Source organism: Nesterenkonia xinjiangensis, from assembly GCF_013410745.1.
Classification (GTDB): domain Bacteria; phylum Actinomycetota; class Actinomycetes; order Actinomycetales; family Micrococcaceae; genus Nesterenkonia; species Nesterenkonia xinjiangensis.
On record NZ_JACCFY010000001.1, the window covers coordinates 1,944,516 to 1,959,034 of the forward strand.

General features: G+C 69.8%; 13 protein-coding genes. 6 read left to right on the top strand and 7 right to left on the bottom strand.

Going from position 1 to position 14,519, the window contains the following annotated elements; genetic code table 11:
* Positions 1–74 precede the first annotated feature (74 nt).
* Positions 75–806, top strand: coding sequence for a midas domain-containing protein (locus tag HNR09_RS08885; RefSeq protein WP_179541701.1), 732 nt, complete (start codon positions 75–77; stop codon positions 804–806).
* 1,917 nt (positions 807–2,723) lie between these two features.
* The gene (locus HNR09_RS08890) at positions 2,724–3,092 is read left to right on the top strand and encodes a hypothetical protein (protein ID WP_179541702.1); all 369 of its coding nucleotides are present in this window, start codon (positions 2,724–2,726) and stop codon (positions 3,090–3,092) included.
* A 368-nt stretch (positions 3,093–3,460) separates the two neighbouring features.
* Here HNR09_RS08890 and HNR09_RS08895 read toward each other — a convergent pair whose 3' ends face one another.
* Positions 3,461–4,153: a class I SAM-dependent methyltransferase gene (locus HNR09_RS08895; RefSeq protein ID WP_179541703.1), complete on the bottom strand. Its 693-nt coding sequence runs from the start codon at positions 4,151–4,153 to the stop codon at positions 3,461–3,463.
* 176 nt (positions 4,154–4,329) lie between these two features.
* Here HNR09_RS08895 and HNR09_RS08900 point away from each other — a divergent pair, with 176 nt between their 5' ends.
* The gene (locus HNR09_RS08900) at positions 4,330–5,127 is read left to right on the top strand and encodes a class I SAM-dependent methyltransferase (RefSeq protein ID WP_179541704.1); all 798 of its coding nucleotides are present in this window, start codon (positions 4,330–4,332) and stop codon (positions 5,125–5,127) included.
* Positions 5,128–5,178: 51 nt separating this feature from the next.
* Here the strand turns inward: HNR09_RS08900 and HNR09_RS08905 are convergent, their stop codons facing one another.
* A complete protein-coding gene (locus HNR09_RS08905) occupies positions 5,179–5,760 on the bottom strand; it encodes a hypothetical protein (protein WP_179541705.1) in 582 nt (193 codons plus the stop codon).
* Between the two features lie 113 nt (positions 5,761–5,873).
* Here HNR09_RS08905 and HNR09_RS08910 point away from each other — a divergent pair, with 113 nt between their 5' ends.
* The gene (locus tag HNR09_RS08910; RefSeq protein WP_179541706.1) at positions 5,874–6,479 is read left to right on the top strand and encodes a TetR family transcriptional regulator; all 606 of its coding nucleotides are present in this window, start codon (positions 5,874–5,876) and stop codon (positions 6,477–6,479) included.
* A 20-nt stretch (positions 6,480–6,499) separates the two neighbouring features.
* Here the strand turns inward: HNR09_RS08910 and HNR09_RS08915 are convergent, their stop codons facing one another.
* From HNR09_RS08915 to HNR09_RS08925, 3 genes are read right to left on the bottom strand one after another with little or no spacing between them, the layout of a single operon-like run.
* A complete protein-coding gene (locus tag HNR09_RS08915) occupies positions 6,500–7,474 on the bottom strand; it encodes an NAD(P)-dependent oxidoreductase (protein WP_179541707.1) in 975 nt (324 codons plus the stop codon).
* Positions 7,471–9,255, bottom strand: coding sequence for a thiamine pyrophosphate-binding protein (locus tag HNR09_RS08920; protein WP_343047502.1), 1,785 nt, complete (start codon positions 9,253–9,255; stop codon positions 7,471–7,473). Before HNR09_RS08920 ends, HNR09_RS08915 begins: the two co-directional genes overlap by 4 nt.
* Positions 9,252–10,775 carry a sodium:solute symporter family protein gene (locus HNR09_RS08925; protein ID WP_179541708.1) on the bottom strand — a complete coding sequence of 508 codons (1,524 nt, stop codon included), beginning with the start codon at positions 10,773–10,775 and terminating at the stop codon, positions 9,252–9,254. The genes HNR09_RS08920 and HNR09_RS08925 overlap by 4 nt, the downstream gene beginning before the upstream one ends.
* A 139-nt stretch (positions 10,776–10,914) precedes the next feature.
* Here HNR09_RS08925 and HNR09_RS08930 point away from each other — a divergent pair, with 139 nt between their 5' ends.
* Positions 10,915–12,591, top strand: coding sequence for a PucR family transcriptional regulator (locus HNR09_RS08930; RefSeq protein ID WP_179541709.1), 1,677 nt, complete (start codon positions 10,915–10,917; stop codon positions 12,589–12,591).
* Between the two features lie 54 nt (positions 12,592–12,645).
* Here the strand turns inward: HNR09_RS08930 and HNR09_RS08935 are convergent, their stop codons facing one another.
* On the bottom strand, positions 12,646–13,275 hold the full coding sequence (locus HNR09_RS08935; RefSeq protein WP_179541710.1) for an NAD(P)-dependent oxidoreductase: 630 nt from the start codon (positions 13,273–13,275) through the stop codon (positions 12,646–12,648).
* Between the two features lie 92 nt (positions 13,276–13,367).
* Here HNR09_RS08935 and HNR09_RS08940 point away from each other — a divergent pair, with 92 nt between their 5' ends.
* Positions 13,368–14,249: an AraC family transcriptional regulator gene (locus tag HNR09_RS08940; protein WP_179541711.1), complete on the top strand. Its 882-nt coding sequence runs from the start codon at positions 13,368–13,370 to the stop codon at positions 14,247–14,249.
* Here HNR09_RS08940 and HNR09_RS08945 read toward each other — a convergent pair.
* Complete coding sequence (locus tag HNR09_RS08945) at positions 14,234–14,371, bottom strand: hypothetical protein (RefSeq protein WP_179541712.1); 138 nt, start codon at positions 14,369–14,371, stop codon at positions 14,234–14,236. The genes HNR09_RS08940 and HNR09_RS08945 overlap by 16 nt on opposite strands.
* Positions 14,372–14,519 lie beyond the last annotated feature (148 nt).

Consider the following 14,519-nt stretch of genomic DNA (forward strand, 5'->3'; position numbering starts at 1 on the left):
TGAATCGTCCTTCAGGCATGCGTGCTGGCCTGGCCGCGGCAGTCGTGGTCGGCCTGGGGGCACCGTTGTCGACGATGCCTGCCCACGCGGACGTGGAGGAGCAGGTCTCGGAGATCCCCGCCGAGGTTGGGGTGGCGGAGGCCGGCGACGACGCGGAGCAGCAGGACCTGAGTACTCTCGACGAGCCGGGTGACGACGAGCCGGGTGACGACGAGCCGGGTGACGACGAGCCGGGTGACGACGAGCCGGGTGACGACGAGCCGGGTGACGACGAGCCGGGTGACGACGAGCCGGGTGACGACGAGCCGGGTGACGACGAGCCGGGTGACGACGAGCCGGGTGACGACGAGCCGGGTGACGACGAGCCGGGTGACGACGAGCCGGGTGACGACGAGCCGGGTGACGACGAGCCGGGTGACGACGAGCCGGGTGACGACGAGCCGGGTGACGACGAGCCGGGTGACGACGAGCCGGGTGACGACGAGCCGGGTGACGACGAGCCGGGTGACGACGAGCCGGGTGACGACGAGCCGGGTGACGACGAGCCGGGTGACGACGAGCCGGGTGACGACGAGCCGGGTGACGACGAGCCGGGTGACGACGAGCCGGGTGACGACGAGCCGGGTGACGACGAGCCGGGTGACGACGAGCCGGGTGACGACGAGCCGGGTGACGACGAGCCGGGTGACGACGAGCCGGGTGACGACGAGCCGGGTGACGACGAGCCGGGTGACGACGAGCCGGGTGACGACGAGCCGGTGACGACGAGCCGGGTGACGACGAGCCGGGTGACGACGAGGCTCTGACGACGAGGGCTCTGACGACGAGGGCTCTGACGACGAGGGCTCTGACGACGAGGGCTCTGACGACGAGGGCTCTGACGACGAGGGCTCTGACGACGAGGGCTCTGACGACGAGGGCTCTGACGACGAGGGCTCTGACGACGAGGGCTCTGACGACGAGGGCTCTGACGACGAGGGCTCTGACGACGAGGGCTCTGACGACGAGGGCTCTGACGACGAGGGCTCTGACGACGAGGGCTCTGACGACGAGGGCTCTGACGACGAGGGCTCTGACGACGAGGGCTCTGACGACGAGGGCTCGACGACGGGGACTCTGGCGACGACGGGGACTCTGGCGACGACGGGGACTCTGGCGACGACGGGGACTCTGGCGACGACGGGGACTCTGGCGACGACGGGGACTCTGGCGACGACGAGGACTCTGGCGACGACGAGGACTCTGGCGACGACGAGGACTCTGGCGACGACGAGGACTCTGGCGACGACGAGGACTCTGGCGACGACGAGGACTCTGACGACGACGAGGACTCTGACGACGACGAGGACTCTGACGACGACGAGGACTCTGACGACGACGAGGACTCTGACGACGACGAGGACTCTGACGACGACGAGGGCTCTGACGACGAGGGCTCTGACGACGACGAGGGCTCTGACGACGAGGACTCTGACGACGACGAGGGCTCTGACGACGAGGACTCTGACGACGACGAGGGCTCTGACGACGAGGGCTCTGACGACGAGGGCTCTGACGACGAGGGCTCTGACGACGAGGGCTCTGACGACGAGGGCTCTGACGACGAGGGCTCTGACGACGACGAGGACTCTGACGACGACGAGGACTCTGACGACGACGAGGACTCTGACGACGACGAGGACTCTGACGACGACGAGGACTCTGACGACGACGAGGACTCTGACGACGACGAGGACTCTGACGACGACGAGGACTCTGACGACGACGAGGACTCTGACGACGACGAGGACTCTGACGACGACGAGGACTCTGACGACGACGAGGACTCTGACGACGACGAGGACTCTGACGACGACGAGGACTCTGACGACGACGAGGACTCTGACGACGACGAGGACTCTGACGACGACGAGGACTCTGACGACGACGAGGACTCTGACGACGACGAGGACTCTGACGACGACGAGGACTCTGACGACGACGAGGACTCTGACGACGACGAGGACTCTGACGACGACGAGGACTCCGACGACGACGAGGACTCCGAGTCCGCTGACCGACCTGAACGGCCGCAGCGTCCGGCTCAGCCAACCCAGCCTTCACCGCCTGAACAGCGTCCTGCTCAGCCTGCTCAGCCGGAGCAGCGTCCTACTCAGCCCTCCCAGCCGGAGCAGCGTCCGGACCAATCCCGCCAGGGTGAGCGCACTCAATCCACAGGTCAGTCCTCCCAGCGTGACCGGTCGAGCCAGTCTGAACAGCGTGACCGGTCGAGCCAGTCTGAACAGCGTGACCGGTCGAGCCAGTCTGAGCAGCGTGAGCGCTCCTCGCGGCCCGCTGAGCAGGAGCAGCGTTCGGACCAGGACCGATCGGAGCAGCGTGACCGGTCAGAGCAGCGGGAAGCCTCAGACCGCCCTGAGCGGGGAGAGAGTTCCGCTCCGGACGTCCGGTCTGAGGAACGGCTCCGTCCCGATCCCGACGACCGGCAGGAGCAGCCGCGCGATCAGGAATCGTCGTCTCAGCCCACTGATTCGTCCGAGGAGCGCACCGAGACTCGGGAGAGCAGCCCTGAGCCGACCCCGTCGGACCGACCGGTGGAGAGTGGCCGCAGCGAGAGCGCCCCGCGCGCTGATGCTCCGCGCGGCGCCGGAGGCGGCGAGAGTCAGGAGTCGACGTCGCCCTCCGGACAGGACGGCGAACTGCCGGTTGCACGCGGAGACGAGCCGGTGACGTTCGACCCCGGTCCCGAGCCCCGCCACAGTGGAACGGACAGTCCTCTGGACCGTCGTTCGCCCAATGTGGCCCTTGAGGATCGATTCGACAGGCCTGCCTCTGAAGGCTCCGAGCTCCCCCGTGCCCTGTCGGATGCCCTGGAGCCTGGTGATGGTGGTGAGGCCACCCCTGGAGCCGGTGTCGAGACCGCCGCCGACTCCGCGCATGACGCTTCGGGGAGCCCTGCGGCAGAGGAGCCGGTCGCCATGGAGCGCAGCTCCGGAGTGCCCAACGGCGCCTGGTACACGGCAGGGCTGTTCCTGCTCGGTGCCTTGGGGTGGATCCTCTACTTCTTCGGGTGGCGTCCAGGCCGCAATAGCTGACGGGCGTTCCAGCGGATCTTCCTGTTCCGGGAGCGGGGGTCCAAGCTGGTGTGGTGATCGGCGCTGGAGGTGTGATCGCCTCCGCGTTGACCGGCCCGGCCGATGTGGCCGTCGCCCTGCTGGTGCCTCAATGCCGTGTCCGGCGTGTGTCAGATAGGGCGCGCATACGTGTCAGTGCGAGGGCAGCGCCTCAGGGTTCCGTGATCTGCTGTCTTCAGCAGATCGTTCACAAGCCATTCATGGCGACCGAGAACTCACCTACCCAGGCGATCCCAGCACAGCAGAACCTGTGGACGTGGCGGAGACTATCGTCCAGGATCAGCGGAAGATCCTGCCCGATGGGCCGCGGGTTCGGAGGCTCGGTCGGCTCAGCTGATCCGAGTGGCCCGCACGATCACGTCATGCAGCAGCAGCGTGCTCTCGCCCCGGGGAACCTCGCGGCTGGACTCCACAGCCGTCTCCACGCGCCAGCTGCCCTCGTCCAGCAGGGCGACGACGTCGGCGGCACGGACTTCGGCCTCTTCGGGCAGATGATGCGGGCCCGAGTGGTCAGGATGTCCCGACGCAGGGAGGTCTCCGGGATGTGATGCATGGTGGTGGCCGGCATCCTCATCCCGGTGCAGATGGCCGATGATGAGCAGAGTCCCTCCGACGGCCACCCAGCCCGCCACCCGGCGGTAGAACTCCAGCTGCGGGATGGTCGGATGGGCATAGTGGGTGGTCACCAGGTCGTACCGCTCCTCCGGTGCCCAGGCGGTGAGGTCAGCGGCGATCAGCTCCACCCGGGGGCCCACTCCGCGGGCCTGCAGGATCCGTGCGGCCCGGGCCAGGGCGGTGCGGGAGATGTCGACTCCGGTGACCTGCCACCCCTGCTGAGCCAGCCATGCCGTCTCGATTCCCTGTCCGCAGCCGGCGTCCAGGGCCCGCCCGGGAGTCAGCCCGGACACCTCACGGGCCAGGTGCGGGTTCGGCCCGCCGTCTCCGCTGGGGGCGGCGACCTCCGGGGCAGGGGACTCCTGGTAGAGCTTCTCCCAATACTCGGCGTCGAACTGTCGTGTCATGGTGTCTCCGACCTCTCCAGCCTGGACCCGTCCGCCTGACGAGGCCGCGGCAGCGACTCTACCGCCGGACCGCCAGGCACGTCGCGGTCCTGTGGCTCCCAGGCCCGCCGTAGGGCAGGGGCGAGCTTCGGGCGGGCACCCACGACAGTCTAATTGAGAATGTTTATCATAAGGCCATGACTGACGTTGAGCGGTTCACCCGCGCCTTCTCCACCGCCACCAGTGACTTTGACCGGCTGGGCGAGCATCTGTGGCGACCCATCGGCGACGCCACGGTGACGCGTTCCGCTCCACGTCCCGGTGAGAAGGTTCTGGATCTCTGCTGCGGCAACGGTGCCTCGGCCATCCCCGCGGCCCGGCTCGTCGCCCCGGACGGTCGCGTCGACGCCGTCGACCTCTCCCAGGCGCTGCTCGATGAGCTCGAGAAGCACGCCCACGGGCTGCAGAACGTCACCGCGGTGCAGGCCGATGCCACATCCTGGGAGCAGCAGGGCTATGACCTGGTGCAGTGCGTCCTCGGCATCTTCTTCTTTCCAGACATGACCTCCGGCACGGAGCACGTCATCAGCCGTGCCCGCCCGGGTGGCCGCGTCGCCCTCACCATCTGGCGCCGGGGTGCCGTCGAGACCGCCGGCCGGCACCTGCAGCAGTCGATCGCCGCGGTGACCGGCGTGGCCGCCGAGCCTCGCCCGCCGCACCTGATCGATGACATCAACACCCCCGAGGCGTATCAGGAGTGGCTCCTCGCCCGCGGACTGATGGAGCCGGAGGTCACCGTGGAGGAGCGGAGCATCCCCATGACTTCGGAGATCGCGTGGCTGGTCATCACCGGGTCAGGGTTCGCCGGCATGCTCGCCGGGCTCGATGCCGCCGACGTCGATCGCGTCCGAGAGGCCTACCTGACCTCCCTGCAGACCGAGGGGGTCGAGAGGCTCGACGTCAGCACCCTGATCGGCACCGGCACCGTGGGCTGAGCGGCAGGAGGCAGCGGCAGGAGGCAGCGCGCAGGAGGCGGATCTGAAGGGTCAGTCAGCAGTGACCATCAGCGCCGTATCAGCCGCTCCGCTGATGCGCTCCAGAGGGAGACCGGAGAGCGAGTCCCTGTCGACCTCGACGGCCGTCAGCTCGACCTCCTCGCCGACCTCCAGCGTCCCCAGGTCCGGAGTGGTCACGGAGGGGCGGTCCCCGCGCAGGGTGAAGTCGGCGCCGTCCTCGAAGACCAGCAGCTGCGGCTGACCCTGCTGGGTCAGTGCCAGGTAGCCGCCCGGGCCCACGATCAGCGTGCCGGATGCCTCGGTGGGGTCACCTTCCGGCAACGCGTCCGTCACCAGACCGTAAGGGCTCTCGCCGACCGTCTCCACCGCCAGGCTCGAACCGGCCTCAGCGTCATCCCCGGCGTCGGCCACTGAGCCGTCTGCGGCGTCGCCGTCGTCCTGGGCCTCGCCGCCGTCCGGCTCGGTCTGGGTGGTCTCGTCCGCTGCGTCGGTCTCGGGCGCGTCGGTGTCCTCGGCGGCGCACCCTGTGGCGACCAACGCCAGGAGAGCGGCCCCGAGGGGCAGGGCACGGCGGGCAGTGGTGGGGTGGGGTGCGGACTGCGGGTTCATCATAGGTTCCTTCCTGCGGGCGTGAAGTCGGTCAGCGGCTCACAGTGCCGACGTGGCACGATGTGCCACCTTGGCAAACATGTGCACAAGCGCAGTTGTTCCCGTATCCTGCCGGAGTGAGCAGCTCCACATCTCTGACCCGACGACGCTGGGAGGCCACCCGGCTGGACATCGCACGCACCGCCGCTCGGCTCTTCGCGGAGCAGGGGACGAGTGCGGTCACGGTGGAGCGCATCGCTGGCGAGGCCGGAGTCTCCCTGCGCACGTTCTATCGGTATTTCCGCTCCAAGGAGGAGGCCGTCGCGCCGCTGCTGGGCGTGGGCGCGGGGCTGTGGCAGGAGGCGCTGGCGGGTTCCGGGGCGAGTGATCCTCGGGAGGTCATCCCGGACCTCATCGAACAGGTGCTGGGCCGTGGAGGCTCCGGAGGCGGTGCGATCGCCCGGATGCGCGGGCTGCTCCAGGCCGCCGCCGAGGATCCGGCGTTGGAGGCGGTGTGGCAGCGGGTCAACCATGACTCCGAGCGGCAGCTCCGCCTGATCATCGGCTCCCTGGTCGAGGACGCCGATCCGCTGTCCGTGCGCCTGCTCGCCGCGGCGGCGACACACTCGATCCGGATCGGCCTGGAGCACTGGGCGAGGAGCGACGACGGCGCGGAGAGCCCGGCCGCGCTGGCCAGCCGAGCCTTCGTCCAGCTGTCCCAGGGGATCGAGCTGCGCGGCTGACCAGCGGCAGACCCGCCGGGTCACGTCCTGAGAAGCTCGATCACGGCACGGGCAGGGTCGAGTCCGTAGCTGAGCAGCGAGTCAGCCGACCAGTACGCCACATGCGGGGTGCGGATCACTGCCGGGTGATGCCGCAGCGGAGCGGCCGGGGCGGGCGGCTCTCCATGGAGTACGTCGAGTCCGGCGCCGCGGAGGCGGCCGGAGTCGAGGGCCTCCAACAGTGCGGCCTCGTCCACCAGCTCCCCGCGTGAGCAGTTGATCAGAACCGCGCCCGTCGGCAGGCTCGCCAGGGCATCCGCGCCGATGATCCCCCGGGTGCCGTCCGTCAGCGGCACGTGCAGAGAGAGGATGTCACTGCGCCGCAGCAGCTCCTCCAGGGACACCGCCGTCGCACCCTCTCCCACGTTCCTCGGGTCGTGGGCGATGACCTCGCGGACCAGGGGAGCTGCCATCGTGGTCAGGCGGCGTGCGATCCGGCCATGCCCCAGCAGCCCCAGGGTCAGCCCGCTGAGGCGCCGAGGCGAGGTGGGCGCCCCCACGGTGAGCGCCTCGGTCCACAACCCTCGCCCGACGATGTCGGTGGCGCGCGGCAGCTGGCGCTCCACTGCCAGCATCAACGCCAGACTGTGGGTGGCGACCTCCTCGGTGGCGGCGTCCCGCAGCGGGATGACCGGGATTCCTCGAGCCTGCGTGGCGACGACGTCGACCATCTCTGTACCGGCGCTGGTCGTGGCGATCACCCGCAGCTCCGGCAGCGCTTCGAGGATCCGGCTGCTGATGCGGGCGTAGCCGACCACCAGGCCCACGGCGCCGCGGGCGCGGGCCGACAGTAGCCGGGCCGGATCCTCGGCGTCATGGGAGACCGGAAGCTCCGCCACCAGTGAGTCGAATCCGTGCGCGGCGAGCAGCCGCTGCGCCGGCTCCAGGTCGACGTCGGTGCGGTCGCTGAACAGGACCACCGGTCGGGTGTCTCGGCGGGCGGGTTCGGGGCTCATGGCTCCAGCCGATGCAGGTGGGTCGGTGCGAACAGGCCCAGCCGTGCCGGCAGTACGACCACGCGCGGCCCCGTCTCGGAGAGCGCGCGTCGCACCGCCTCTCCAACGTCATCCAGTCCCACGGTCTCTGCAGGGATGCCGAATGATGCGGCGAGGGCGGCATAGTCCGGCCGGTTCAGCTCCGTGGCGGTCGCCTCGCCGAATTCCCCCTCCATGTAGCTGCGCAGGATCCCGTAGCCGCCGTCGTCGATGATCAGCCAGGTGACGTCGAGCTGATGCTGAGCGATCGCGGCCAGCTCGGCGATCCCGTAGAGCGCGCCGCCATCGCCGGACACCGCCAGCACCTGGGTCGGCTGACCAAGGACCCTGCGCCCGAAGGACGCGCCTGCGGCTGCCGGCAGGGCATGGCCCAGGCCGCCGGCGCCCTGGGCGGAGACGCACCGTCCGTCCTGCGGATCCCAGGCGGACCAGGCCCAATACCCAGCGATGGTCATGTCCCAGAACGTGTCGGTCCCCGACGGGACCGCCTCCCGCAGGTCTGCGAGGAGCTGCTGTTCGGCAGCCAGATCCTGCGAGGAGAGCCGCTCGCCGACCCTGGACAGCAGGGCCGAGATGTCCTCCTCGGCCCGGTGAGCCCGTGCGCGGAGCAGGTCGGCATGGTCTTCCCCTGCTGTTCCGGCGCCGCGGAGCTGCTCTACGTGGTCCGCCAGACTGCTCAGGGCCGGCCCGGCGTCGGCGTGGATTCCCAGCCCGTCATGGTTCGAGGTGACCTTGCCCAGCTCCGCCTCGATGTGGATCACCCGTCCGGCAGGGGAGAAGGTGTGGTAGTTGCTGGAGAGCTCCCCGACACCGCTTCCGACGATCAGCAGGACATCGGCCTCCTCCAGGAACTCCGTGGTGGCGATGTCCTCGATCCAGCTCTGGGCGGAGAGCCGGTGGTCACGAGGAAAGGACTCCTTGCCGCTGAAGGTGGTGACCACCGGAGACTCCAGCGCCTCCGCCAGTCGCCTCAGCGGTTCACCGGCACCCGCGCGGACCACACCCCCGCCGGCGAGGATCCTGGGCCGCTGCGCGTTGAGGAGCATCTGTGCCGCCGTCTCCATCAGCTCAGCGCGCGGCGGCAGGGCAGAGGGGCGGGCAGAGAGGTCCTTGATCTGCGGAACCCAGGGCTCTGCCGGTTCGAGCAGCACATCTTGAGGGATCTCCACCAGCACCGGGCCCATCGGTGGGCTCGAGGCTGCACTCCAGGCCTCGGCGAGAGCAGAGGGGATCTGCGAGATCCTGCGCACGGTGAACACGCTCTTCACCACCCCGCGGAAGGAGGCGGACTGGTCCGGCAGCTCATGCAGGTAGCCATGACGCCCGCCCCCCAGTCCTGCCACGGGAACCTGGGCGCTGATCGCGATCACGGGCACCGAGGAGGCCGCCGCCTCCTGCAGTGCGGCCAGCGAGGTCAGCGCCCCGGGTCCGGTGGAGAGCAGCAAGGGGGCCGGGGCTCCCAGGGCGCGGGCCAGGCCGTCGGCCATGAACCCGGCGTTGTTCTCGACCCGGGCGCTCAGGTAGGGCAGGGGAGATCGACGCAGGGCGTCGAAGAGTCCCAGCGCGTGCTGCCCGGGCAGGCCGACGACGGCCCGTGCGCCCAGAGCGGTCAGTGACTCCAGGGCGACGTCGCCGCCGATGCGGTCGGGGGTCGGGGTTGCGGAGCCGAGGGCCGGTCGGGTGGGGTCGGCGGTGGAGCCGGTGGTGCCGGCGTCGGTGGGGTCGCTCGGGTGGGGGATCACAGGTCGGAACCGTCCTTCGAAACAGAGTGCTGGCGGGGTGGCAGGGGCGTGTCGGAGACCGATGCGGTGCTGCTACGCCGCAGGCGCCGGTCCCATTCGGCCAGGACGTCCTCCGGAGTGGGCGGGGTCAGCAGGCTGACCACCACGTAGACCACCAGGCTGGACCCCAGTCCCACGTAGATCGGGGCGGTGGCGAGGATGTCGGTGGCGATCATCGTGCCGATCACCGCGACCGTCCCCACCGCCATGGACCACAGCGCCCCGTGACGGGTGCCGCGGCGCCAGACGAGTCCTCCCAGGATCGCCACGAAGAGCCCGCCGACCAGGATGTTGTAGGCGATCACCAGTGCGCCGATGACGGTGGTCACCAGGCTCGCCACGATCACCACTGCGGCGCCCAGCACCAACGTGGCCAGGCGGTACCCCCTCACGGACTCCTCCTCGGGATGCCCAGCGGCGGCCGGCGGCGTCTTCCCCGAGCCCTGTCCGACCATCCGGCGGAGCGGGGGAATCAGGTCGGTGGTCAGTACCGTGGAGCAGGCGATGAGCGCTCCCGAGGCCGTGGACATCAGGGCCGCCAACGCCGCGGCCAGCACGAATCCGCGCACGCCGGTGGGCAGAGCCTCCTGGACGATGGTGGCGAACGCTTCGTCCGGGTTGGCCAGATCCGGCCAGACGGCGCGGGCGGCCATGCCGATGATCGCCCCCGCCACCGCGTAGATGATGCAGTAGACGCCCGTGATGGTTCCACCGATCACGCTGATCCTCGGTGTCCTCGCGGTGAAGACGCGCTGCCAGATGTCCTGGCCGATGAGCAGGCCCAGCGTGTAGGTCAGCACGTAGGTCACGATGGTCGCTCCGCCGATGGACACCGGGGAGAAGAACGAGTCGCCCAGACGCTCATGGATCTGCGCGAAGCCTCCCGCGTGGAGGACGGCCACCGGGGCGAGGAGGAACAGGATGCCTAGGGTCTTGATCACGAACTGGATCACGTCGGTCATCGTGATCGACCACATGCCGCCCATGGTCGAGTAGGTGACGACGACGGTCCCGCCGATCAGCACGCCGGCCCAGTTGGGCACCCCCAGCAGCACATGGAAGATCGTCGCGTACGCGAGCGTGGACGTCACGGTGAGCATGAAGGTGTAGAGGAACATCACCATGCCGGGGATCAGTCCGGAGACGCCGCCGTAGCGCAGATCCAGCATCTCGATGACGGTGTAGACCTTCAGCTTCACGATGTGCCGGGTGAAGAACACTGAGAGCACCAGGATCCCCAGGCCGATGGCGGTCACCAGCCATGCGCCCGAGAGGCCGAAGCTGTATCCCAGTCCGATGCCGCCCACCGTCGAGGCGCCGCCCAGAACGATCGCCGAGAGGGCGCTGGAGTACATGAAGGTGCCCAGCCGGCGTCCGGCGACGAGGTAGTCGCTCTTGGACTTCGAGCGGCGCAGCCCCCAGTACCCCACTCCGAGAATCGTTGCCGTGTAGACGGCGATGACCACCAGGTCCAGAACCATGTCTCCTCCATCTGCAGCCCGGACGGTCCGCGTCGACGCGGGATATCGGGGGCCGATGTCGGAATGCTAGTGGCGCAGCACACACGTCAGCCAGGTGCAGAACATCCTGGATCGCCCCGATTCGGGATAGTTTGTCCCCATGGATGAGGTGCCGGCACGGGAGGACCTGGAGTTCATCCGCACTCTGCGCTCCGAGGAGCATCGCAGGAGCCGCGTGGCAGTCGCCCTGGGGCAGCTCCTCGACGACGAGTCGCTCGGCATCCAGGTGCTGAGCCCGGGGGAGCGGGAAGCGATCCGGGACGTCCGGGTGGCGTCCACGCCCGTGATCGAGCTGCGCGATCCGCGGCGATACCTGGTCGGTGACGAGCTCCTGCTGATCACCGGCCTGGGACTGCCGGCACAAAGGGCTGAGATCACGTCCTACGTGGCCAGGCTGCTCGACGTGGGTGTGGCCGCCCTGGGCTTCGGGCTGCTGCCTGTCCACGCAGAGGTGCCCGGGGGCCTGGTTGAGGAGTGCCGCGCCCAGGGTCTTCCGCTGATCGCCTTCCCGGATGAGACCCCGTTCATCCGCGTGACGATGGCCTTCGCCGCGCTGCTCGAGAGTGAGAGGGTCTCGCGCCAGGCCGCGACCATCCAGGCCGTGGTGGGTATGACGCGGACTGTGCTGGGCGGCGCGCCGGTGCGCGACGTCCTGGAACGGTTGGCCCAGGGCGCCCGAGGCGGGGCCCAGCGGCGTCGTGGGCGTGAGGTGATCAGTGCCGGCACGATGCCCACCTGGGTGGAGGAGCGGGACCTCCGGGCCGTCGTCGACCGTGGCCCTTCCCGGCAGCGGCTGGCGTTCTCCACAGTAGAGGCGACGGCTCCGGACGGACGCCGGGCGGAGATCGCCCGCCTCAGGCTCCGCGGGAGTGGCCGGCCCGTCGCCATCGCGGACCACCTTCTCCTGGCCCGCGAGGGCCGTCTCGGTCGAGATGACCTGACGCTGCTCATGGTGGCGGGAGACCTGCTGGATCTGGGGGCCGCCACCCCGACCCAGCGGAGCTCTGCCCTGGACCGCCTGACCATGACGCTGCTGGCAGATGCCGACCTGCGCCCCCAGGACGTCTCGGCCGGGCCGGAGGCGCACAGCAGGAAGATTCCTCAGCTGCTGCACGAGGCGCTCGGGCTGACCTCCGGCGATGGTCTCCGGGCAGTTCTCGCCCAACGCCTGGAGCAGCAAACTCCACCCGGGGCGGAGGGTGGCCAGCTGGGCGATCACCGGCGGTGGCGGCAGCTCCTCGCCACCCCGTTGGTGGACGGCGAGGGAGCTTCGATCCGCGCGCTGGTGTCCGAGCCACCCTCCGTCGAGCTCCTGGACGTGTGCGCGCAAGAGGGGTGGGTCCTCGGGGTGAGCACACCCCGGCCGCCCAGCGAGGTGGCCTCCGCGCTGGAGGATGCCGGGAGGATGCTGGGCCTCGCGAGGCAGCGGGGGAGGTCAATGCTCGCTGAGGAGCTCGACGGCCGGCGTCCCGGCGTCAGCACCTGGGAAGGTGTGGTGCCGGCCGAGGCGCGCGCCGCATTCTCCACCCGGTTGCTGGCTCCGCTGGAGGCGCTGGGCCCCGAGCGGAGTGCCGAATGCCGGCGGACGCTGCGGTGCTGGCTGGCCCATCATGGCGGCTGGGACGCGACGGCCCGGGAGCTGCGGGTGCACAGGAACTCGGTCCGCCGGGTGATCGCCACCGCCGGCAGAGCGCTCGAGCTGGATCTCGACGATGCCGGCGTGCGGGTCGATCTCCTCCTGGCCCTGGACTGGGCGAGGGTTGCACACGGCGCGTGAAGCGCACGGGCATGCCGGCCCTCGCCCGTCCGGGCGGCTCCCGGGGTGCTCGGCTCAGCGGGCCACGTGGAAGCGGGTGTTCTCGTGGGAGGGCCGCTCGATCTCATCCAGGAAGGCCCGGGCGTAGTCAGCCCCGCTGATCTCGGAGACCCCCTGCTCATCGCTGAGCAGGACGTCACCGGAGGTCCGGTACGCACCGGTGGAGGCGATGCTCAGGGGAGCGCCGAACATGGCCGCCGGGGAGAGATAGAACCAGCGAGCCCCGGAGGTGTCCTGCTGCATGGTCTCCAGCACGGACGCGTGGACGGTGGCCTCCGTGCGGTACTCCGGCGGGAAATCCGGGGTGTCCAGCAGTCGGGGGCCGTCGGGGGAGACGCGAAGGCTCGCGGCACCGCCGACGACGCCGACACGGGCATCGTGGGCCGCGGCGGCGCGCATGACCTGGGGCACGACATCCACCAGCGGAGGATCGCCGGCGCCCGGGATGGCCACCACGAGGATGTCGTGCGTGGAGGCCACGCGGTCCAGCAGCGTGTCGTCCTGGAGCGACCCCACGGCGTGGTCGGCCAGGCCTTGGGCGGGGTGGCGCGAAACAGTGGTGACATGGTGGCCCCGGAGGCGGGCCTCTGCGGCGATGTGCGATCCGGCGTGGCCGGTTCCTCCGAAGACGGCGATGCGTGCCATGGTGCTCCTGACGATGTAGGGAAATGACTCTGGTGAATCTACTCCTGGACGCCGCAATGGTCCCGGTCAGATTCGGCCATATCATGGTGAATATGAGACACCAGGACATCGAGGACGTCGCCTATCGCCCACCGGAGGGCCAGGAGGGCGAGGTGGAGGTCTACACGGTGCCGGATCTGCTTCGCCGGGCCGCCCCGGGGCTGTTCCTCCGGCCCCAGCGGATGGGCTTCCACCAGCTGCTGATCGTCGAGCAGGGGTCCACCCTGCACACGGTGGACTTCACCGCCCACCGGCTGGGCGCCGGTTCCGTGCTGTGGATCCGTCCGGGACAGGTCCAGCAGTGGAGCGATCCCACACAGATCGAGGGGACGGTGCTGATCTTCCCGGCCGGGCTGCTCGACCCCGCCACCGACGCGCTCACGTCCGCGGACTCCCCCGAGGGCCCTCACCACTGGGCGTCCGAGGACGTGGATCCCGCCCGTCTGGTGGACCTGAGGACCACGATCAGCCGCCTCGCCGCGGACCCAACGATGCCGCCCGTCGTGCGACGGACCGCGATGCGTCACGCGCTCTCGATCCTGCTGCTCCATCTGGTGTCCTGGCATCGTGCCCATCAGGACGCCGCCGAGGTTCCGGAGGCGTTCCGCGACTTCCGCGCCTTGGTGGAGCGGCGCTTCGCCGCCTGGCACGACGTCGCCCAGTACGCCCGTGCGCTGGGATGGTCACCGCGCACCATCGCCCGCGCCACACGGCAAGCTCGCGGCACCACCCCCAAGCAGATCATCGATGGACGTCTCCTGCTGGAGGCGAGACGGCTCCTCGTGCAGACGGATCACCCGGTGCACCGGATCGGCACCCAGCTGGGCTTCGAGGACCCGAGCAACTTCACCGCATGGTTCCGTCGGCGGGACGGACGCGCCCCTAGCGAGTTCCGCGCCTCCGGAGCCGTCCGCGGGACTCAGCCGGCGAGGTAGGCCCCGGGTCCGAACGTGCGGCCCCAGGCGACGACGCCGGCCATTAGCGCCAGACCTCCGGCCAGGAAGCCGAGAGCCAGGAAGCCGAGAGCCAGGAAGCCGAGAGCCAGGAATCCGGTCACGAGCCGCAGTACGATCTCCCTGGGAGACTCCTTTCGTCGCCGCCGCCCGGGGTGGCGGCATTCACTGAGGAGGACGAGACGGCGTCGTCGTCTGTGACAGCGAGCTCGACGATGTCGAGAATCCGGCTGCGGCTCCGACCCATGGGTG